Origin of the sequence: Leucobacter manosquensis (assembly GCF_018304845.1) — a bacterium.
GTDB classification, from domain to species: Bacteria; Actinomycetota; Actinomycetes; order Actinomycetales; family Microbacteriaceae; genus Leucobacter; species Leucobacter alluvii.
This window is the reverse complement of the sequence record NZ_JAFEVO010000001.1, coordinates 1,894,969-1,914,302: the sequence shown is the minus strand read 5'-3', so window position 1 is coordinate 1,914,302 and position 19,334 is coordinate 1,894,969. Positions and strand designations below refer to the sequence as shown.

At 68.1% G+C, this 19,334-nt stretch carries 17 protein-coding genes and 1 tRNA gene; 11 read left to right on the top strand and 7 right to left on the bottom strand.

Annotated elements, in window-relative coordinates; translation table 11 throughout:
* Positions 1 to 44 precede the first annotated feature (44 nt).
* Positions 45 to 845: a nitroreductase family protein gene (locus JSQ98_RS08845; protein WP_211649285.1), complete on the top strand. Its 801-nt coding sequence runs from the start codon at positions 45 to 47 to the stop codon at positions 843 to 845.
* Positions 845 to 1,603: an alpha/beta hydrolase gene (locus JSQ98_RS08840; RefSeq protein WP_211649284.1), complete on the top strand. Its 759-nt coding sequence runs from the start codon at positions 845 to 847 to the stop codon at positions 1,601 to 1,603. The genes JSQ98_RS08845 and JSQ98_RS08840 overlap by 1 nt, the downstream gene beginning before the upstream one ends.
* Here the strand turns inward: JSQ98_RS08840 and nhaA are convergent.
* Positions 1,600 to 2,988 (bottom strand): Na+/H+ antiporter NhaA, encoded by a 1,389-nt coding sequence (gene nhaA / locus JSQ98_RS08835; RefSeq protein WP_090152647.1) that lies wholly within the window; start codon positions 2,986 to 2,988, stop codon positions 1,600 to 1,602. The two genes, JSQ98_RS08840 and nhaA, sit on opposite strands and share 4 nt — an antisense overlap.
* A gap of 109 nt (positions 2,989 to 3,097) precedes the next feature.
* Between nhaA and JSQ98_RS08830 the strand changes: the two genes are divergently transcribed.
* Positions 3,098 to 3,892, top strand: a complete 795-nt coding sequence (locus tag JSQ98_RS08830) for an SDR family NAD(P)-dependent oxidoreductase (protein WP_090152643.1) — start codon at positions 3,098 to 3,100, stop codon at positions 3,890 to 3,892.
* 84 nt (positions 3,893 to 3,976) lie between these two features.
* Here the strand turns inward: JSQ98_RS08830 and JSQ98_RS08825 are convergent, their stop codons facing one another.
* The 3 genes from JSQ98_RS08825 to JSQ98_RS08815 all read right to left on the bottom strand — a co-directional run bounded on the left by JSQ98_RS08825 (position 3,977) and on the right by JSQ98_RS08815 (position 6,118).
* Complete coding sequence (locus tag JSQ98_RS08825) at positions 3,977 to 4,192, bottom strand: hypothetical protein (protein ID WP_090152640.1); 216 nt, start codon at positions 4,190 to 4,192, stop codon at positions 3,977 to 3,979.
* A 121-nt stretch (positions 4,193 to 4,313) separates the two neighbouring features.
* Entirely contained in the window at positions 4,314 to 4,928 is a 615-nt protein-coding gene (locus JSQ98_RS08820; protein WP_211649283.1) for a response regulator transcription factor, read from the bottom strand.
* A complete protein-coding gene (locus JSQ98_RS08815; protein ID WP_211649282.1) occupies positions 4,925 to 6,118 on the bottom strand; it encodes a sensor histidine kinase in 1,194 nt (397 codons plus the stop codon). Before JSQ98_RS08815 ends, JSQ98_RS08820 begins: the two co-directional genes overlap by 4 nt.
* A 215-nt stretch (positions 6,119 to 6,333) precedes the next feature.
* On the opposite strand from JSQ98_RS08815, the gene JSQ98_RS08810 reads away from it, so the two are divergent.
* Positions 6,334 to 6,807, top strand: coding sequence for a small multi-drug export protein (locus tag JSQ98_RS08810; protein WP_090152629.1), 474 nt, complete (start codon positions 6,334 to 6,336; stop codon positions 6,805 to 6,807).
* Positions 6,808 to 6,810: 3 nt separating this feature from the next.
* Here the strand turns inward: JSQ98_RS08810 and JSQ98_RS08805 are convergent, their stop codons facing one another.
* On the bottom strand, positions 6,811 to 7,374 hold the full coding sequence (locus JSQ98_RS08805; protein WP_211649281.1) for a TetR/AcrR family transcriptional regulator: 564 nt from the start codon (positions 7,372 to 7,374) through the stop codon (positions 6,811 to 6,813).
* A gap of 56 nt (positions 7,375 to 7,430) precedes the next feature.
* Between JSQ98_RS08805 and JSQ98_RS08800 the strand changes: the two genes are divergently transcribed.
* Positions 7,431 to 8,618 carry an MFS transporter gene (locus tag JSQ98_RS08800; RefSeq protein ID WP_211649279.1) on the top strand — a complete coding sequence of 396 codons (1,188 nt, stop codon included), beginning with the start codon at positions 7,431 to 7,433 and terminating at the stop codon, positions 8,616 to 8,618.
* A 151-nt stretch (positions 8,619 to 8,769) separates the two neighbouring features.
* Here JSQ98_RS08800 and JSQ98_RS08795 read toward each other — a convergent pair.
* Positions 8,770 to 8,846: transfer RNA gene (locus tag JSQ98_RS08795), tRNA-Arg, on the bottom strand.
* Positions 8,847 to 8,959: 113 nt separating this feature from the next.
* Between JSQ98_RS08795 and JSQ98_RS08790 the strand changes: the two genes are divergently transcribed.
* The 4 genes from JSQ98_RS08790 (at position 8,960) to JSQ98_RS08775 (ending at position 15,689) form a co-directional block, all read left to right on the top strand.
* Positions 8,960 to 9,487 carry an adenine phosphoribosyltransferase gene (locus JSQ98_RS08790; RefSeq protein WP_211649277.1) on the top strand — a complete coding sequence of 176 codons (528 nt, stop codon included), beginning with the start codon at positions 8,960 to 8,962 and terminating at the stop codon, positions 9,485 to 9,487.
* Positions 9,488 to 9,523: 36 nt separating this feature from the next.
* Positions 9,524 to 12,637 (top strand): hypothetical protein, encoded by a 3,114-nt coding sequence (locus tag JSQ98_RS08785; protein WP_211649275.1) that lies wholly within the window; start codon positions 9,524 to 9,526, stop codon positions 12,635 to 12,637.
* Positions 12,638 to 12,642: 5 nt separating this feature from the next.
* Positions 12,643 to 14,376: an AMP-binding protein gene (locus JSQ98_RS08780; RefSeq protein WP_211649274.1), complete on the top strand. Its 1,734-nt coding sequence runs from the start codon at positions 12,643 to 12,645 to the stop codon at positions 14,374 to 14,376.
* Between the two features lie 113 nt (positions 14,377 to 14,489).
* On the top strand, positions 14,490 to 15,689 hold the full coding sequence (locus JSQ98_RS08775; RefSeq protein ID WP_090152602.1) for a cobalamin-independent methionine synthase II family protein: 1,200 nt from the start codon (positions 14,490 to 14,492) through the stop codon (positions 15,687 to 15,689).
* Positions 15,690 to 15,707: 18 nt separating this feature from the next.
* Here the strand turns inward: JSQ98_RS08775 and JSQ98_RS08770 are convergent, their stop codons facing one another.
* A complete protein-coding gene (locus tag JSQ98_RS08770) occupies positions 15,708 to 16,742 on the bottom strand; it encodes an o-succinylbenzoate synthase (RefSeq protein WP_211649273.1) in 1,035 nt (344 codons plus the stop codon).
* Positions 16,743 to 16,985: 243 nt separating this feature from the next.
* Here JSQ98_RS08770 and JSQ98_RS08765 point away from each other — a divergent pair, with 243 nt between their 5' ends.
* Together JSQ98_RS08765 and JSQ98_RS08760 are read left to right on the top strand one after the other, a co-directional pair.
* Positions 16,986 to 18,410, top strand: a complete 1,425-nt coding sequence (locus JSQ98_RS08765; protein ID WP_249290787.1) for a purine-cytosine permease family protein — start codon at positions 16,986 to 16,988, stop codon at positions 18,408 to 18,410.
* Positions 18,411 to 18,414: 4 nt separating this feature from the next.
* Positions 18,415 to 19,329 (top strand): 1,4-dihydroxy-2-naphthoyl-CoA synthase, encoded by a 915-nt coding sequence (locus tag JSQ98_RS08760; protein WP_090152593.1) that lies wholly within the window; start codon positions 18,415 to 18,417, stop codon positions 19,327 to 19,329.
* Positions 19,330 to 19,334 lie beyond the last annotated feature (5 nt).

Sequence of the window (19,334 nt, the reverse complement as noted above, 5' to 3'; positions counted from 1 at the left end):
TGCACCGCGTGTAGGGTCCAGGAAGGAGTGAGAGGAAGGCGAGCATGGAGTTTCGCGATGTGCTGTTCAATCGGAGAACGACGAACGGACCGTTCCTCCCGGATCCGGTCTCAGAGGAGCATCAGCGTCTGCTGATCGCGGCCGCGGCCTCCGCGCCGTCGCAGTTCAACAGTCAGCCCTGGCGCTTCGTGGTGATCGAGGATCGCGACACCATCGAGACGATCGCGCGGGTGAGCGGAGAGTCGATGACCGCGGTCATCGGCGAGGGATCGTTCTTCACCCGCTACAAGCGACACTTCCGATTCAGTGCGGAGGAGATGGCCGAGCATCGCTCCGGCATGTACTTCGACAAGCTGCCCGCACCTCTGCGCCCGTTCACGCGCGCGGTGTTCACGGCCTCGGGGCTCGCGATGATGCGGATGCTCAGGGTGCCGCAGACGCTCGGCGAGGAGAATCGCAAGCTGGTCGCGGGATCCCCGCTGATCTTCGGCGTGATGCTCGATCGGGCGGAGCGCGGGGCTCACCCGCTCGCAGACTTCTACTGCCAGTTCAGCATGGGGGCCGCCGTCGAGAACATCTGGCTGACGACCGTCGAGCTCGGCATGGGCATCCAGTTCATCTCGTTCCCGATGGAGGCGCCGGAGCAGTGGGAGCGGTTGACGAAACTGCTCGACGTTCCCGATCACCTCGAACTGATGGCGCTGTATCGGCTCGGCTACGTGCCGCAGGACCAGCGACGGCCGAAGATCGACTGGTCGAGTCGTGAGCGCCGCCCGCCATCGCAGTTCGTGTACCGGGAGACGTGCCGCACGCCCCAGCAGGGCTGGGACGAGGCCACCCTCTGATGCCCGGGCGAACGGGTCGAGCGCGCCGCATCGTCGGTATCGGCGGAGCGGCGATCGGTGCGCTGCTCGTGCTCGCCGTCGTCGCCTTCGTGGTCTGGGCCAACCTCACGTATCCAGCGGAGCGAGGCCCGCTCGAATCGGTGGCGCAGGACGAGCGCGTCACGGTGACCGAGCGAGACGGGGCGATCGTGATGAGCCCGTCGCAGGGTGCCGAGACGAGCGGCCTCGTCTTCTTCGCCGGGGCGAAAGTCGAACCCGACGCGTACCAGGCGACCTTCCGTGAGACGGTGGCTGCAGGCCAGACGGTGGTCATCGTGCAATCGTTCTTGAACCTGCCCCTGTTCGAGACGCGCCCGTTGAGCGATTTCACGAGTCTCGCCCCGGAGATCGAGACGTGGGCGGTCGGCGGCCACAGCATGGGCGGCGTCAAGGCCTGCATGTTCGCGGAATCCGAGCCGGAGGACGTCACAGCTCTCGTGCTGTTCGCGTCGTACTGCGCAGACGACGCCCTCGCCGGTCGCGATGATGTCGACGTGCTGTCGCTCTCGGCGACGAATGACGGGCTCGCGACGCCGGAGAAGATCGAGGCGTCGGCCGCGGACTTGCCGCATGGCACCCGCTTCGAGGCGATCGCAGGGGCCGTGCACGCGCAGTTCGGCGCGTACGGCGAGCAGCCCGGAGATGGAACGCCGACGATCTCCGACGACCAGGCGCGCGCCGAGATCACCGAGGCGCTCGCCGGTTTCCTCGGAGGTTAACGGTCTGACGCGGCGTCAGCGCGGCCATCCGTCTCGGGCGCCCGATCCTCGCGGTTCCGCTGGTACACGTCGGGGATCCCGTCGCCGTCCTCGTCGACCGCATCGCGCAGCGCCATGCGCCGGTACCTGCGATTGCGAGAACCGAGGAGCAGCGAGGCGAGCACGGCCGCGACCACGGATGCGCTGAGAATGGCGACCTTCGCGATGTCGTGCTCCTCGGTGCCCGGCGCGAAGGTGAGCTCCGCGATGAGCAGCGACACCGTGAACCCGATTCCGGCGAGGAGCCCGACGCCGACCATGTCGATCCACCGGAGATCCGGGTCGAGCCGGGCGCGCAGCACCTTCGTCGTCAACCAGGTCGATGCGAGAATGCCGATCGGCTTGCCGATCACGAGCGCCGCCATGATGGCGAAGGTGAGCGGATGCGTGAACGCCTCACGGAGTCCGTCGACGCCGCCGAGCGAGACCCCGGCGGCGAAGAACGCGAACACGGGAACGGCGAACCCGGCGGAGATCGGTCGGAAGCGGTGCTCGAACTCCTCGGCGAGGCCCGGGGCGGAGGAGAGGTCGTCGCGCGCTCCCTTCCGGTGCAGCACGGGGATCGCGAAGCCGAGCAGCACGCCGGCGATGGTCGCGTGGATGCCGGAGGCGTGCATCAGCGCCCAGGCGACCGCGCCGACGGGCAGGAGGATGCACCACGCCGCGGACGCATGGCGACTGAAGAACACCCGGAATCGCTGCGCGAGCACGCCGTAGACCAGGATCACGGCGACGGCGAGAACGAGGGGAACGACCTCGATGTGGTCGGTGTAGAAGACCGCGATGATGCTGATCGCGAGCAGATCGTCGACGACCGCGAGCGTGAGGAGGAAGATGCGGAGCGCCGGCGGCAGGTGCGAGCCGATGATCGCGAGCACCGCCACCGCGAACGCGATGTCGGTGGCGGTGGGAATCGCCCAGCCGTGATGCAGTTCGGGTCGCTGTGCAGCGACCGCGGTGTAGATCAGGGCGGGAACGAGCACGCCGCCGGCGGCGGCCACGATCGGTACGACTGCGGAGCGGAAGCTCCGCAGATCTCCGGCGACGAACTCTCGTTTGAGCTCGAGCCCGACGAGGAAGAAGAAGATGGCGAGCAATCCGTCTGCTGCCCAGGTGCCGAGGCTCAGCTTCAGATGCCACGGCTCGTAGCCGAACTCGAAATCGCGCAGTGCGACGTACGCGTCAGACCACGGCGAGTTGGCCCAGATGATCGCGACGATCGCAGCGACCACGAGCAGCATGCCGCCCACCGTCTCCTTGCGCAGCAGTGTCGTGATACGCCCGGCTTCGCGGTAGCTCCCGTACTCGGGGAACGTCGATCCGGTCTGCGGTGGTGACTGCGCCATAGTGCTTTCTCTGAAATGGTCGACGGATGCGCACGGCATGCGGTTCCTCTCGCCCCAGCGAGGAGAACGGGTTGTACGCTTACCCATGGTAGAGGGCCGAGGAGGTGCCATGACAGCCGTGCGTTCATCGGAGGCTCGTGTTGCGCTCATCACGGGCGCGGGGAGCGACCGCGGAATCGGGTTCGCAGCGGCTCGGGCGCTCGCGGAGGCGGGTCACCGGCTCGGGATCGCAGCAACGTCCGACCGCATCGAGGAGCGTGCGGCGGAGCTCCGCGCTCTCGGGCACGAGGTGGTGACCGTGATCGCCGACCTCACCGATGCGGCGGAGGCGGATCGTGCGGTCGCCGAGGTGCTCGAGGCCTTCGGTCGACTCGATGTGCTCGTGAACAACGCGGGCATGACCTCGGTCAGTGATCCGGAGCAGCCCGCGGGCATTCGAGACATCTCGAACGCGCAGTGGGACGCGGCGCTCCGCCGCAATCTCGACACCATGCTGTTCGTCACGCGCGCGGCGACCCCGCCCCTGGTGCGCAGCGGCGCCGGCCGGATCATCAACGTCGCCTCGCTCTCCGGGCCGGTGACGGCCTACGCGGGCGACATCGCGTATCACGCGGCGAAAGCCGGCGCCGTCGGTCTGACACGGGCCGCCGCCATCGACCTCGCCGAGCAGGGGGTGACGGTGAACGCTGTGGCGCCCGGGTGGATCGACACCGGATCGTCCACGCCCCACGAGCTCCGCATGGGAGACGCGACGCCGGTCGGACGATCGGGGCGGCCCGAGGAGGTCGCGAGTGCCATCGCCTGGCTCGCCCGGGCAGATGCCTCGTACGTGACCGGCCAGGTCATCGTCGTCGACGGCGGCAATTCGATCATGGAGGATCGCGGCGGGGCGTCTCGGGAGTAGAACGACCTGCCCGCTTCGCCCGTGGGTGCTTCGCCGGGACGACGGAGGGCCGGCGGAATCCGCCGGCCCTCTGCGTTCATCGGATCAGTAGTGCGCGGGCGGGTCGCTTCCGGGGAAGGAATCCTCGCCCCATTCGTCTGCCACGGCGTCCGCGTGCTCGTGCGACACCTCGGTCGAACCCGGGTGCTCCGCGATATCCTCGCGTGACTCCGCATTCTCCGCGTTCTCCGTGATGTCCTGCGACTCCTCGGATCCGGGTACCTGCTCATTCACCTGTTCGTCATCGGCGCGACCGGTCATGAGTGCTCCTTCCTGTTCGCACATTGCGGCGAACGAGTCCGCCGCGCAGTGGTTCCATGGTCGAAGAATGCGTGGCGACGTGCAAGCCCCTGGCACTGCGGCCTCGAACTGTGCGTAGGAGTCAGATCCACCCCTGTTGCCAGGCGTGTTCAGCCGCCTCTTGGCGATTTCCCATTCCGAGTTTCGTCATCGCCGCGGAGAGGTAGTTGCGCACCGTGCCGGGTGAGAGGAACAGCGCTTCGGCGATGTCGCGCACGTTCGAGTGGGCGCGGGTGGCGCGCAGCACGTCGAGTTCGCGATCCGTGAGCGGGCAGTGCTCGGCGGAGAGCGCGGCGGCCGCGATCTCCGGATCGATGTAGCGCTTGCCTGCAGCCACGTCGCGAATGACCTGCGCGAGTTCACCGGCGGGCGTCGACTTCGGCACGAATCCGACGATCTTCGCGGCGAGTGCGCGCCGGAGCACGCCCGGCCTCGCGTGTCGCGTGACGATGATGATGCGCGTACTGGGAGCGCCTGCCGCGATGAGCGTTGCAGCCTCGATGCCATCGGTGCCGGGCATCTCGAGGTCGAGCAGGCACACATCGGGCCGCAGCTCGATCGCGCGCGCAGCGGCTGTTGCGCCGTCGTCGGCGCCCGTGACGACCTCGATATCCGGTTCGAGTTCGAGAAGCGCTTCGAGTGCGCTTCTGATGAGCTGCTCGTCGTCGGCGATGAGCAGCCGGATCGGTTCTGTCATCGTGCTCCTCCGCCAGGGACCCATACCGTGAGCTCGAAACGTCCCGCTTCGTCGTGCGACGCGGTCAGCGTGCCGCCGACGGCTGTGATGCGGTCTCGCAGCCCAGCGAGCCCGGAGCCAGCATTCGTATCGTACGTGGTTTCCACGCCGTCGTTGGTGATCGCGAGCACGAATCCGTCTCGCTGAGGCGCGAGTGCGATGGTCGCGCGGGAGGCGACGCTGTGCCGGAGGATGTTGGTCGTGGCCTCGCGCACCGCGAAGGCCAGCGCGCGCTGAGCGGCTGGGTCCTCCGGGCTCCTCGCGATGTCCAGCGTGCATTCCGCTCCCGAGAGGGTCAGCACGTCGCGAGCGTTCTCGAGTTCATCCGGGAGGTCGACGTCCCGGAGTCCGGCGACGAGCGCTCGCGTCTCCTCCATGGCGTGCTTGGCGGTGAGGCGGATCTCGGTGAGCTGCTCGGCGGTGCGAGCTGCGTCGCGGCCGAGCGTGCGTTCGGCGAGTTCGGCCTGCAACGCGATGACTTGCAGATGGTGACCTTGAATGTCGTGGAGGTCTGCGGCGAAGCGCAGTCGTTCTCGGGTGACGGCGAGCGTCGCCGCGAGAGACCGGGCCTCGTCCAGCCGCCGGATGATCCGCCACATCCACAGGCTGGTGAACAGCATGAAGGGGAGCAGAGCGCCGTAGAGGAGCACGAATCCGCTCGAGATATCCAATGAGTGCTGCAGGCTCGCCGATCCCCGGCTGATGTGAACGAGGAGCGGGATCGCGGCCAGAGCCAGCGCCAGGCCGGTGGCCCCCCATCGGCGCCCGCCCGAGAGCACGGCCGCGAACAGGACGCCGGAGAACCAGAGCTGCGCCGCGGCGTAGACCGCCAACTCGGGAGAGGCGAAGGCGAGGGCCCACGAGATCGCGGGGGGCAGGAAGAGTGCGACGGTCCACCCGCGGTGCGGTCGCGTGTCGGGCGCATCATCGCGGAGAAACCAGCAGTAGCGGATCCGAGCGGCCGCGGCGAGGACGCTCGTGATCAGGAGCGCGAGCACGAGAGGATCGCGCGTCGCCGCGAAGTCGGCGACGTAGTCGAACGCGATGATCGCGTCGATGACGACGAACAAGAACACGATGGAGCCGAGCGTGTAGTTCCACGTCGCGGTCACACCGGCGCCAGGAGCCCGGTGCATGTCAGCTGAAATCATAGCGTTGACCAGACTACGAGCATCTCGGGCGATCGGGCCCGGCGTGCGCCGTCGCGTGACACATGTCATGCCGAAGTGGTGCGGATGTGCATGCCGACCGATGACACGGGGGCACTACGGCGCCGACGACGAGTGGGAAACGATGGACGTACCTCATCAGCAGCGCCCTGACGACCGACGGCGGGGCTGATCCTCTCCCGACCTGAAAGGTCCCCATGATCACCACTCTCCAGGAATTCGCCGCCTCGCTCCCGGAGCCGCTGCAGTGGCTCGGCGTACTGGTCATCGCGGCGATTCCGTTCGTCGAGTCCTACTTCGGTTCCGCGATCGGGGTCATCGTCGGTATTCATCCGGTGATCGCGGTTGCAGCAGCGGTCGTCGGAAACGCGATCTCGATGCTCGTCTTCGTGCTCACCGCGCACGGGGTCCGTGCCAGCGCGACGAAAGGCAAGGACGCGAAGCCGCTGACGCCGCGACGCGAGAAGCTCAAGCAGCGGTTCGAGCGCTACGGGGTGCCCGGGGTCAGCCTGCTCGGCCAGGTGTTCCTGCCGAGTCAGATCACGTCGGCGGCGATGGTCTCGTTCGGGGCTCCGAAGAACCAGGTCATCTTCTGGCAGATCATCTCGATCATCATCTGGGGCGTCGTGTTCGGCGTGCTCGCGGCGCTCGGCGTGGCCGTACTCGCATAGCTCTCAGGCGCGCTGAGCGATCAGCGATGCGGCGATCGCGCGAGCAGTGCCCGTGGTGTGATCGGGCGCGCGCAAGCGCATGGCGAGGTCGCCGCTGACGATGAGGAGCAGTTGCTCCGCCAGTGCGGGCGCGTCCTGCGCCGACACCGGTTCGGCGAGTCGCGTCAAGCGATACCGCATGGCGTCGGTGTCTGCGCGGATCGCCGCAGCCACTTCGGGAGGAGCCGACGCGTATTCGGCCGATGCTCCGAGAAACGCGCACCAGCGCGAGCCGCGGGGCAGCTCGCGAAACGCGTCGAGCGCCTCGAAGATCGCGAGCAGACGCTGCTCATCGGTCGAAGCTCTCGCGATCGCCTCATCCCAGGATTCGATCCAGGCGTTCTGGCGTCGCTCGAGCACGGCCGCGAGGAGTGCGTCTTTGCTGGCGTATCCGCGATACAGCGTCGCGGGGGAGACTCCGGCGCGCGCCGTGATGGCGTCGATCGGGGTCGAGATGATCCCCTGCGAGAAGAACAGATCTTCGGCGGCGTCGAGAATTCGCGCTTCCGTACTCGACCTGAGCCCCATGGGAATACTCTAGGCTAGCGATAAGTGAAACGCACGTTATCGTTTTGGGGGTGCGCATGTCGGCGCAGCAGCGAACTCGTTCACGGCGAGCCACGCCGCAGATGTGGGCACTCGTCGTCGCGGGCACCGCGGTGATCGCCGCGACCTACGGCCTCGTCAGACTCGCGTTCGGCCTCCACCTCCCCGAGATGAGCCGTGAGTTCGGTCTCGGCATCGCGACCCTCGGGTTGATCTCGGCCGGGGCATCCGTGGTCTACGGGCTCGCCGCCTGCGCCGGGTTCCTCGTCGGGGACCGCTTTCCGCGCGCGCTGGTGCTCGCGGCCGGTCTCACCGCGGGCGGCGGATCGATCGGCATCGCGTTGACGCACGACGTCGGAATCTTCAGCGCGTGCGCGATCGTGAGTTCGGCCGGTGCAGGGTGCGCGTCTCCCGGGCTCGTGCGCATCATTCATCGGGCCGCGTCCCCCGGCGACCGGGCGACGATGCAATCGGTCGTCAACGCGGGGACCGGCCCCGGCCTCGTCGCAGCGGGCTGCATCGCGTGGTCGCTCGCGCCCGACTGGCGGCTCGCCTGGGTGATCGCCGGCGGAGTGACGGCGCTCGCGACCATCGCGGTGCTCTGGTTGGGTCGGGAGCAAGCGTCGGAAGGCGTGGAAGCGCGGTCCGCGCTCCGGTTGCCGCCCGCGGCCTGGTGGGCGTCTCATCGCGCAGCGCTCCTGGCCGCTGCCGCCTTCGGCTTCGGAGCTGCAGCGGTCTGGAACTACGGGCGAACCGCGCTCATCGATGCCGGCGCCTCTGCAGGTGTCTCATTGCTCGCGTGGGTGCTGCTCGGTGTCGGCGGGACGGCAGTGATCCTCACGGCGCCGCTCGTGCGGAGGCTGCGGCCGCGCAGCCTCTGGGCAGTCTCCACGATCCCGGCCGCAGTCTCCACAGCCGCTCTCGGAGTGTCCTCCGGCTCTCCTCTGCTTGCGGGAGCGGTGTGCGCCGTGTTCGGTTGGGGATACGTGACCGCGACCGGCGCCCTGATCGAGTGGACTACGCAGATCGATGGTTCGCGCGCTGCTACGGGCACCGCCGTGCTCTTCGTCGTGTTCATGATCGGCCAGGCGGCGGGGGCGGCCGTCGTCGGCGCCCTCGTCGCGCAGCTGGGGTACTCGGGAGCGTTCGGCGTCGCGGCCGCAGCGGCTTGCGCGGCAGGCGTGCTCGGCTATGAACGGCAGGCGCGGCGAGTTCGAATCAAGTAACGGCTCGAGCGATCGCAGCGACGGCTCCTGCGGCCGGTACGGTGATCGTCAGGAACGTCACGAGGCGGTACGCGGGCTCCAGCTGAAATCGGTGCTCCGCCTCGAAACGACAGAACCCCCGCCGCTTTCGCGACGGGGGTTCTGCGTGAACTGGTGCGCCCCAAGGGATTCGAACCCCTGACCTTCTGATCCGTAGTCAGATGCTCTATCCAGCTGAGCTAGGGGCGCCCGTTGGTTTCCCAACTCGAAAGAGACTACACGAGACGATCGAAAAACGAAAATCACGCCCCCTTCGCACAATGGCGCCGCGCGTGTCGCGAGCGAGCGGTACCCTGGAACCCGTGTCACTGAGCCCAGAACTCGCCCGCGCGGAAGCACTGATCCGCGAGATCGCCAACTATCCGTCGCCCGGCATCCTCTTCCGCGACATCACGCCGCTGCTCGGCGATGCTGGCGCGCTGCGCGCGACGGTCGACGCCCTCATCGAACCGTTCAACGGTTTGTTCGACGTCGTAGCGGGCCTCGAGGCGCGCGGGTTTCTGCTCGCGAGTGCCGCGGCGTACGCCAGCGGCACCGGCCTCATGCCGATTCGGAAGGCGGGCAAGCTCCCCCGTCCTGCGGCGAGCGTCGGCTACAAGCTGGAGTACGGCACCGCAGAGGTCGAAGCGCACGACGATTTCGCGCCGGGCACCCGCGTGCTGTTGATCGACGACGTTCTCGCCACCGGCGGGACGCTCGCGGCCGCCCACGAACTCGTCGAGCGGCTCGGCTACGTCGCCGCAGGCACGTCGGTGCTCTTCGAGATCGATGGCCTCGGCGGGCGCGAGACCGTCGCCGATGCCTCGCTGCACACGGTCTTCCGGAGCTGACGCCGCGATGTCCGCGGTTCGCCTGATGCTTGCAGTATGAGTCGATCATCGAAGCGCAGCGGGCAGCGGCTGCCCGCCCCCGACTTCTTCGATCTCGCGGGAAGCGACCCCGAGTTGCTCACGTCCGGGAGGATCCCTGATCCGCTCCCCGAGCACACGCCCGTGTTCCGGTGGCTCGCGAACGTGCTGCAGCTCGTCGAGTCGCGCCTGCGCGCTCGCGGCGACACCGCGCTGCGGAACGCGATCCGGTTCTTCTGGGTTCTCGTAGCCCTCGTCGGAGTCTTCCTGCTGGTCGGCCCCATCATCAATGAGCCGCTCGACTTCGATGACGTCATCGCATCAGCCGAAATCGACGACGTCGACTGGGTCGCGCGAGACGCCGAGGTGGACTACGTCATCGACCGCGACGCAGCAGGAGGCTTCGTCGCGCAGGTGAGCGAGCGCTTCGACGCCGAATTCCGCAACGGCCCCGAACCGAGCGTGGCGCGCACCGTTCTGACCGAGTACCACGGACACGACGTGCGCTTCTCATTGACGAGTGCGACGATCGACGGCGCCGAAGCCGAGATCGACGTGCAACGCGAGCCGACCACCACGGAGGTGCGGCTCACCCGCAGCGACGGCGAAGCGCTTTCCGGTACACGGGAGATCGCGCTCACATACGAGCTGCACGACCTCGTCACGACGGATGTCGACGAGGCGACCGCGGAACGCGTCGATCGTTTCGACTGGCCGCTCTTCGCCCCGACGTGGCCGCAGGCGACGAAAGGCATCGACGTATCCGTGACGCTCGCCCGCGAGATCGACGAGGCTCTGGTGCGGGCCCCGCGGGCCTACATCGGCTGGTTGCTCATCAGCGGCACCGAGTGGTTGACCCCCGAGGGGGAGGACGCCGCCGGGGTGCGGTACGCCTTCTCGAACGATGACGCGCTGCCGCCGAACGCGGATCTCTCGGTCAGCGCCCAGTTCGCACCCGGCACGTTCACGCAACCGCAGACGACGACGCTCTTCTGGGTGCAGACGTACGGGCCGCTGCTCCCGATGGCCGTGCTCGTCGTGCTCACGCTGTTCGCGTTCGCCGCTCGGCGCGTGGTGTGGGCCGACAGCGCCGGCGACCCCTGGTATCTCCCGAGAAACGAGCCGCCGGAGCGGCTCTCGCCCATGCTCGCCGCGGAGCTCATGGGGCGGCGACGGCACGTCGAGCTCCTCACCGCGCTCGAGCACCCTCCCCGGCCGCGGTCGTCTCGACGAGCGGAATGGCTCCGGCGTCTCGCCCGGGCGGGCCGTCGGGCGGGCAGCCTCGGAAACACTCCGACGGTGCTGCGGCGCACGCGGTCGTGGGGATCGAGCCGAGCCGCCGTTCGGGCCGGGCTTCGATGGGTGCCCGACAGCTACGTGCGCGATTTCTTCACCGTCGCCCCCGTCGCCATCATGCTGCTGCAGTGGGGGTTGCTGCGTCAGCTCTCGCACCAGGTGATCCTCGCAGTCGTCTGGTGGCCGGCCGCATTCGTGCTCGTCTCGACCGTGCTGGCGATCATGTCGAACATCGCAGTCTCCCGCCCCCGCCCGCTCACGCGAGCCGGCGCACTCGCGATGCAGCAGCTGAAAGGCATCGACGTGTGGGCGCGGGCTACCCGGCTGCTCGACCGCGGACCGCTCGACGACCCGCTGCTGCCCTACGCCCTGCTGTTCGAGCGCCCCCGCCGCGCCGGTCGGAGGATCGCGGAGCACGCGGCAGCAGAGACGGGCGATCGCGCAATCTCACGCGGATGGCGCACCGAGCATTTCGTGGGTGCGCCCGCGCTTCTCGCACTGTTCGCATCGATCGTGGTGCTCGCGGGCTCGATCGTCACCGTATCCACGCAGCCGGCGCCGTACCGCACCGATATCGACTTCGTCACCTGGTCGAACGATCTCCCCGGCACGCTGTACACCGAGGTCTCCGGGTTCGACATCGAAGCCGAGTTGCGACGCGGCGACGACGGCGGAGCGCGCCTCGACGTCGTCGAGCGGCTTGACGTGGTCTTCGACGATTCGGCTTCGAAAGTGCCGCAGTTCGCGAAGGAATGGCCGACGGAACGCCTCGGGCAGTCGCTCGGCTTCGAACTCGAATCGGTCACGATCGACGGGGAGGCCGCGCCCTACACCGAACTGCCGCAATCGGAGACGAGCAGCCTCGCGATGCTCACCCAGTTCTCCGACGTGCGTTCTGGGGAGCACGAGATCGAGATCGCCTACTCGCTCGACCACGCTGCGGTCGACGCCGACGCCGACGCCGACGCCGGGGACGACGCTGTCCAGGAGGTGCGCTGGGCGGCGTGGTTGTCGTTCTGGGAAGACGAGCACTCCGCGGAGCCGGGCGACTACTCCGGGGCGAAGCTCCCCGTTCGGCCGCTCCGAATCCAGCTCGCAGTGCACCCCGATCTCGTCGGGAACCTCACCGACGCCGGTTGGATCACCACCGATTCGGATGAAGACCGCTCGCCGCTCGAAGACGGCAACGCTGCCAAGCCCTGGGTGACGCAGCAGAGCCACTACTCCGACGAGGCCGACTTCGAGGATCGCACGCACTCAGAGCTGCGCATCGGATCCGAGCGGGTGCGCGACGACGGGGCACTCGTCGTCGAGATCGACGCGGACACCGTCGAGTCGCGCGTCGCCGAGGACCTCGCCGCGGGCACACCAGCTGGCGAATGGACGGTCGATGCGGACCTCAACCGCACACTCGGCCAGTACGCACTCGACCTCGACGACGATCTCGGGGCGCTCCTGCGGTTTCACCCGGATACGTTCGGCGGCGTCGACGACGGGGCCCTCGAACGCTCCGAGCGCGGCCTCAACCTGCCGTTCGTCGCGGTCTTCGGGCTCCTGGGCATCGTCGTCGTGGCCTCGGCCGGCGTGATCGTCTTCACGACGCGCGTGCGGCGCCCTGCCAGCGCCAGTCTGCGGACGACCGCGTGGCTCACCATTCCCATCCTGGCGCTCGCGCAGTGCATCACGTTCTGCTGGGTCGTGCTGCCGATGGCGGGCAGCGACGTCAGGGGCGGCGGAGCCATCGCACTCGGCGCGGTGATGCTCACCGCGGTCATCGCCCAGGGCGCGATGGTGGCGCGGCGAACGGGATCCGGCACTCGGAAGAAGGGACAATAGGGAGCATGACCGAAATCGACGCCACGGCCTCATTCCTCGCCGCACGGGATCAGCTGCTCGCGCTCGCAGGAGAGCCGCAGCGCCAACGCACCGAATTCGAGTGGCCCGAGGTCGGACCGGATTTCAACTGGGCGCACGACATCTTCGACGTGATCGCCGAGGGCAACGACACCACCGCCCTGTGGATCGCCGAAGCCGACGGAAGCGAGCTGAAGCGGACGTTCGCGCAGCTGAAGCAGCGCTCCGATCAAGTCGCGAACTGGCTGCGCCGCATCGGCGCCAAGCCCGGCGACGTCGCGATGCTCATGCTCGGCAACCGGGTCGAGCTGTGGGAGATCATGCTCGCCGCAATGAAGCTCGGTGTCGTGCTCCTGCCCACCTCGGTCGTGCTCGGGCCGCACGAGCTCGTGGATCGCGTCGAGCGCGGCACGGTGCGATGGGTGTTCGCCGCCGCCGAGGACGCGATGAAATTCGGCGAGGTCCCCGGCGACTACCGTGGCATCGGGGTGGGATTCGATGCGGCACCCGCCGATCACCGTGCGCGGCTCTACGACTGGGCGCGGTACGAGGAGTCGTCCGCGGCATCACTCGCTCCGATCGCGAAGACGACGACGAGCGATGACCCGGCGCTCCTGTACTTCACCTCCGGCACGACGAGCCTGCCGAAGATCGTGGTGCACTCCCACACGAGCTATCCCCTCGGGCATCTCACGACGCTGTCCTGGCTCGGGGTGCGCCCCGGCGACACCCACCTGGTCATCAGCGCCCCGGGCTGGGCGAAGCATGCATGGTCGAGCTTCTTCGGCCCCTGGCACGTCGGCGCGACCATCTTCGTCGCGAATTACGCCCGCTTCGACGCGGAATTCCTCGTCTCCGAGCTCGACCGCGCGGGGGTCAACACCTTCTGCGCTCCGCCCACCGTGTGGCGCATGCTCATCCAGAGCAAACTGTCGAGGAAGCCGCGCGCGCTGCGCGAGATCGTCTCGGCAGGCGAGCCGCTGAACCCCGAGGTCATCGCGCGCATCCGCGAGTGGTGGGGGCTCGAGATCCGTGACGGGTACGGTCAGACCGAGACAACGGCGCTCATCGGCAACCTTCCCGGAGATCCGATCGTGCCCGGCGCGATGGGGCGGCCGCTCCCCGGAGTCTCGGCAGTGCTCATCGATCCGGCGACCGGCGAGGAGGCGCAAGAGGGCGAGATCTGTCTGAGCCTGGACCCCGAGCGCCCCGTCAACCTGATGCCGGGATACTACGGCGATCCGGAAGCGACGGCGCGCGCGACCCGAGGCGGCCTCTTCCACACCGGCGATGTGGCCCAACGCGACGAGCACGGCGTGCTCACCTTCGTTGGCCGCACCGACGACATCTTCAAGTCCAGCGATTTCAAGGTGTCGCCCTTCGAAGTGGAGAGCGCACTCATCGAGCACGCCTTCGTCGCCGAAGCCGCCGTGGTCGGAGCGCCGGACGGCACGCGACTGAACGTGACCAAGGCGTATGTCTCGCTCGCAGCCGGTGTCACCGCCGACGAGGCAGCCGCACGCGAGATCCTCTCCCACGCACGCGGCGCACTGCCGCCCTACATGCGGGTACGGCGCGTCGAGTTCTTCGAGCTGCCGAAGACCACCTCTGGCAAGATCCGTCGCATCGAGCTGCGCCAGCGCGAGGAGGCTGCCCATGCGGCGGGCGAACGCATTGCGAGCGAATGGCGCGAGGAGGACTTCCCGGGGCTCAAAGGCTGAGCGCCGCGCAGGATCGGCGGACCCCGACCTGACGACCGCCCGGCTGGCTGATCCGCCGTCATGCGGCGTCACGCGATTGCCGTTTGAGGGATCCTGCCGGATAGTTTCGAGGTATGACGCAGATCGAAACCACCACCGCAGGCAGCCTGCCCCGCACGCAGGCGCTCATCGAGGCGAACGCCGCACGCACCTTTGCCGATGACGGCCTGACGCTGCAGTCGACGCCGGAGTTCGACGCGCTCGTGACCGAGGCCGTGCGCGACGTCGTCGCACGCCAGCGAGACCTCGGCATCACGCAGCCCGGCGACGGCGAGTTCGGCAAGGCGATGTCGAACGCCGTCGACTACGGCGCATGGTGGACGTACTCGTTCCAGCGCACCTCGGGCCTCACGATCACCGAGCGCAACATCTTCACCCAGGAACCGGTGCGTTCGACGCCCGGAAACATCCAGCTGACGTCGTTCCCGGATCGCCGCGACTGGGTGCGCTTCTCCGAGGCCTACCAGGCCGAGATCAACGTGGGCACGAACGCGACGCCGTTCCCCACCACGACCGACGCGATCACCTACACCGGGCAGGAGCTCGTCGCGACCGACACCCGCAACCTCCGAGCGGCGCTGCAGCCGGGCGAGCAGGGGTTCATCACGGCGATCGCACCGGGATCGGCCGCGCGCATTCAGAACGACTTCTACGCCTCTGAGCAGGAGCACATCGACGCCTGGATCGCGGCGCTGAGCGAGGAGTACCGGGCGATCACCGACGCCGGGCTGATCGTGCAGCTCGACGACCCCTCACTCGCCGAGAACTGGGATCAGATCAATCCGGAGCCCTCGGTCGAGGACTACCTCGCGTTCACGCAGATCCGCATCGACGCGATCAACGAGGCCATCAAGGGGCTGCCGAAGGAGCAGGTGCGCCTGCATCTGTGCTGGGGATCGTGGCACGGCCCGCACACCACCGACATCGAGCTGAAGCACATCCTCAAAACCGTGCTCGGAGCGAACGTCGGTCAGATCTCCTTCGAGGCGGCGAACGCGCGCCACGAGCACGAGTGGGCCGTGTGGGAGGAGAACAAGAGCATCATTCCGGACGACCTGATCCTCGTCCCGGGCGTCGTCGGCCACTCGACGAACCTCGTCGAGCACCCCGATCTCGTCGCGCAGCGCATCCAGCGCTTCGCCAACGTCGTGGGAGCGGATCGCGTCATCGCCGCGACTGACTGCGGCCTCGGCGGCCGCGTGCACCCGCAGATCGCCTGGGCCAAGCTCGAGGCGCTGGGCGAGGGCGCGCGCCGCGCGGCGAAGCTCGTCTGAGGCGGGCCCGGCGCCCGCCTAGCGCTGGTCGCGTCGGGATCGCAGCAGCGCGTAAGCGCGAGACGCGCGCTGCCGCCACCACTCCTCGCGATCCGGAGCCGCTCGGTAGCGCTCGAGCAACGCGGGGTCGAGGTCGGGCCGCCGCACCTCGATCGCACCGTCGAGCGGCACCAGGGGCGACGCCGTCACATCGCCGTCGAGCAGCGCGACGGTGCCCAGACCGCACGCGCCCGCGAGCATCCCCTCGGGGAGGGCGGCAGCCAGATGCAGTCCCATCGCGATGCCGGCCGACGTGTCGAGCGCGCTCGACACCACGACGGGCAACCCGGCCTCGATCACGAGCGACCGCGCGCGGCGCACGCCGCCGAGAGGCTGGGCCTTGACGATCAGCAGATCGGCGGCTCCGGCTCGGGCGACCGCGAGCGGATCCTCGGCCTTCCGCACACTCTCGTCGGCCGCGATGCGCACTGACACGCCCGCCGCGCGCAGCCTCGAACGCACCTCGACGAGCTCGTCGACGCTCGCGCTCGGCTGCTCAGCGTAATCGAGGTCGAAGTCTGCGAGTGCCGCGAGGGCGGCGACAGCGTCGTCCGCACTCCAACCGCCGTTCGCATCCACGCGTACGAGCCCCGCCGGCCCGAGCGCTTCGCGCACCGCTCGCACCCGGGCGACGTCATCGGCGAGCGACTGCCCGCGTTCGGCGACCTTCACCTTCGCGGTCGTGCAGCCGGGGAAGCGGGCGAGCACGGCGGGTGCCTCGTGCGCGCCCACCGACGGCACCGTGGCGTTCACCTCGATCCGCTCGCGGAGCGCCTCCGGCTGCGGCGCCCATCCGAAGTCGAGGGCCGCCGCGAGCCACGGAGCGGCCTCTGCGTCGTCGTACTCGAGAAACGGCGAGAACTCGCTCGCGCCCAGCGGAGCATCGAAGATCATCGCCTCGCGCACGGCGATGCCGCGGAACCGCGTACGCGTCGGAATCGAGACGACGTGCGCGGCCGCGAGCACTTCGGCCAGCGGAGGGGCGGCGGGCGCGGCGCTGCGGGTGTCGGTCATGCCTCGATCCTGTCACGCCCTGGCGGTGTCCGTCCTCCGAGCCATCAAGTCAGGTTGACGCGCTCCGGTAGTGAACGTCTGTCTCCACGCAGAGATCTGAGATCCCGGACAGGTGATGACGAAGAGTCACGAACTCCTCGTTGATCGCGCCCTAACCTGCCGGAAGTGCGAAGACGCGCTGCCCAACGATCAACGAAACGAGGACGGACGATGAGGACCGACACTCCCAGTTCGGAGAGCTTGATGACTCGCGAGATCCGCACGATCGAGCGCGTACCCGAAGCGGAACGGCACGGCCGGGTGAGCAACCAGTTTTCGCTCTGGTTCGGCGTGAACCTGCAGATCACCGCCGTAGTCGACGGGGCAATCGCCATCACATTCGGCGCGGAAGCGATGGCAGCCATCATCGGTCTGTTCATCGGAAACGTGATCGGCGGAATCACCATGGCGTTGCACTCGGCGCAGGGCCCGCGCCTGGGGCTTCCCCAGATGATCTCCAGCCGAGTGCAGTTCGGCGTCAAAGGCGCGGCCCTGCCGCTGGTGCTCACGATCCTCATGTACCTCGGCTTCCAGATGACGAGCGTTGTGCTCTGCGGCCAAGCGCTCAACCTGATCTTCGGCTGGAACGCTCCGGTGTGGGGCATGGTGCTGTTCGGGCTCATGACGACCTGCGTCGCCGTCGTCGGCTACCGACTCATCCACATGATCGGTCGCATCGCCTCGGTCATCGGGCTCATCGGATTCGGCTACATCGCCATCCGCCTCTTCGCCGGGTATGACGTGCAATCGGCTTTCGGACAGGTCGACTTCACCTGGGCGTCGTTCATTCTCGCGATCGCGCTCGCCGCCGGTTGGCAGATGACGTTCGCGCCCTACGTCGCCGACTACTCGCGCTACCTGCCCCAGCGAACGTCCGTACGCGCCACGTTCTGGAGTACGTTCCTCGGGTCCGTGATCGGTGCCCAGATCGCGATGACCCTCGGGGTGCTCATCGCCGGCGCCCTCGGAACCGACGCGTTCCTATCCAGCCAGGTGGGCAGCCTCGGCGAGATCGCCGGGGGCGGCCTCGTGGCGATCTTCATCTATGCCGTTATCGTCGTGAACAAGCTCTCGGTCAACTCGTTGAACGCCTACGGCGGATTCATGTGCATTCTCACCATCATCACCGGATGGACGAACCATCGGAGCGTCTCCCAAGCGGTTCGCACGAGTATCATCGTCGGATTCACCGTCTTCGCCACCGTTGTAGCGCTGATCGCGAATGAAGTGGGTTTCCTCACTGTGTTCAAGAACTTCGTGCTTGCGCTGCTCACCGTCTTCATCCCGTGGAGCGTGATCAACCTCGTCGACTACTACCTCATTTCGAAGGAACGCGTCGACATCCCGGCGCTCTATGACCCGAGCGGCCCGTATCGGGCGTTCAACTGGGTCGCGATCGCGAGTTACGGCATCGGCGTTCTGGCCCAGCTGCCCTTCATGAGCCAGGCCGTGTACGTCGGCCTGGTCGCCCGAGCCCTCGGGGGCGCCGACCTGTCCTGGCTCATCGCGATCGCGGTGACGTTCGCCGTGTACTTCCCGTGGGCGAGGCGCACGCAGTACGTGCCTGACCGGCTCATCACGGGGAGCGCGGACGACTCACCTGCTCGAGGGGCCCGCGCCTTAGGCTAGGGGCATGACGCAGCAGGTATCCGAGCTCTTCGACCCCGCCGAGTGGGAGATCGCCCCCGGGGCTCAGCACTACTCCGACATCACCTCCCACCTCAGCCTCGACGGCCGCATCGCGCGCGTGGCGTTCGACCGGCCCGAGGTGCGCAACGCCTTCCGCCCGCGCACCGTGGACGAGCTCGCCGATGCGCTGGAGCGTGCGCGAGTGAACCCGAAGGTCGGGGTCGTGCTGCTCACCGGAAACGGGCCGAGCCCCAAAGACGGCGGCTGGGCGTTCTGCTCGGGCGGCGACCAGCGCATTCGTGGCCGCGATGGGTACAAGTACTCGGATGACGAGACCGAGGTGGGGCCGGAGGCCGCGGCGCGCGCCGGGCGGCTGCACATTCTCGAGGTGCAGCGGCTGATCCGATTCATGCCGAAGGTCGTCATCGCACTCGTCCCGGGCTGGGCGGCCGGCGGCGGCCACTCGCTCAACGTGGTCTGCGATCTCACCATCGCGAGCCGGGAGCACGCCAAGTTCAAGCAGACCGACGCAGACGTCGGCTCGTTCGACGCCGGTTACGGCAGCGCCTACTTCGCGAAGCAGGTCGGCCAGAAGTTCGCACGGGAGATCTTCTTCCTCGCCGAGGAGTACTCCGCCGAGCGCGCGCGCGAGATCGGCGCCGTTAACGAGGTCGTGACGCACGCGGAGCTGGAACGCACCGGCATCGCCTGGGCGCGCACGATCCTCGGTAAATCGCCGACCGCGATCCGGATGCTCAAGTACGCGATGAACGCCGTCGACGACGGCATCGTCGGGCAGCAGCTCTTCGCGGGGGAGACCACCCGCCTCGCCTACGGCACCGATGAGGCGGTCGAGGGCCGTGATTCGTTCCTCGAGAAGCGCGAGCCCGACTGGAGCCCCTTCCCCTACCACTACTGAGCGCT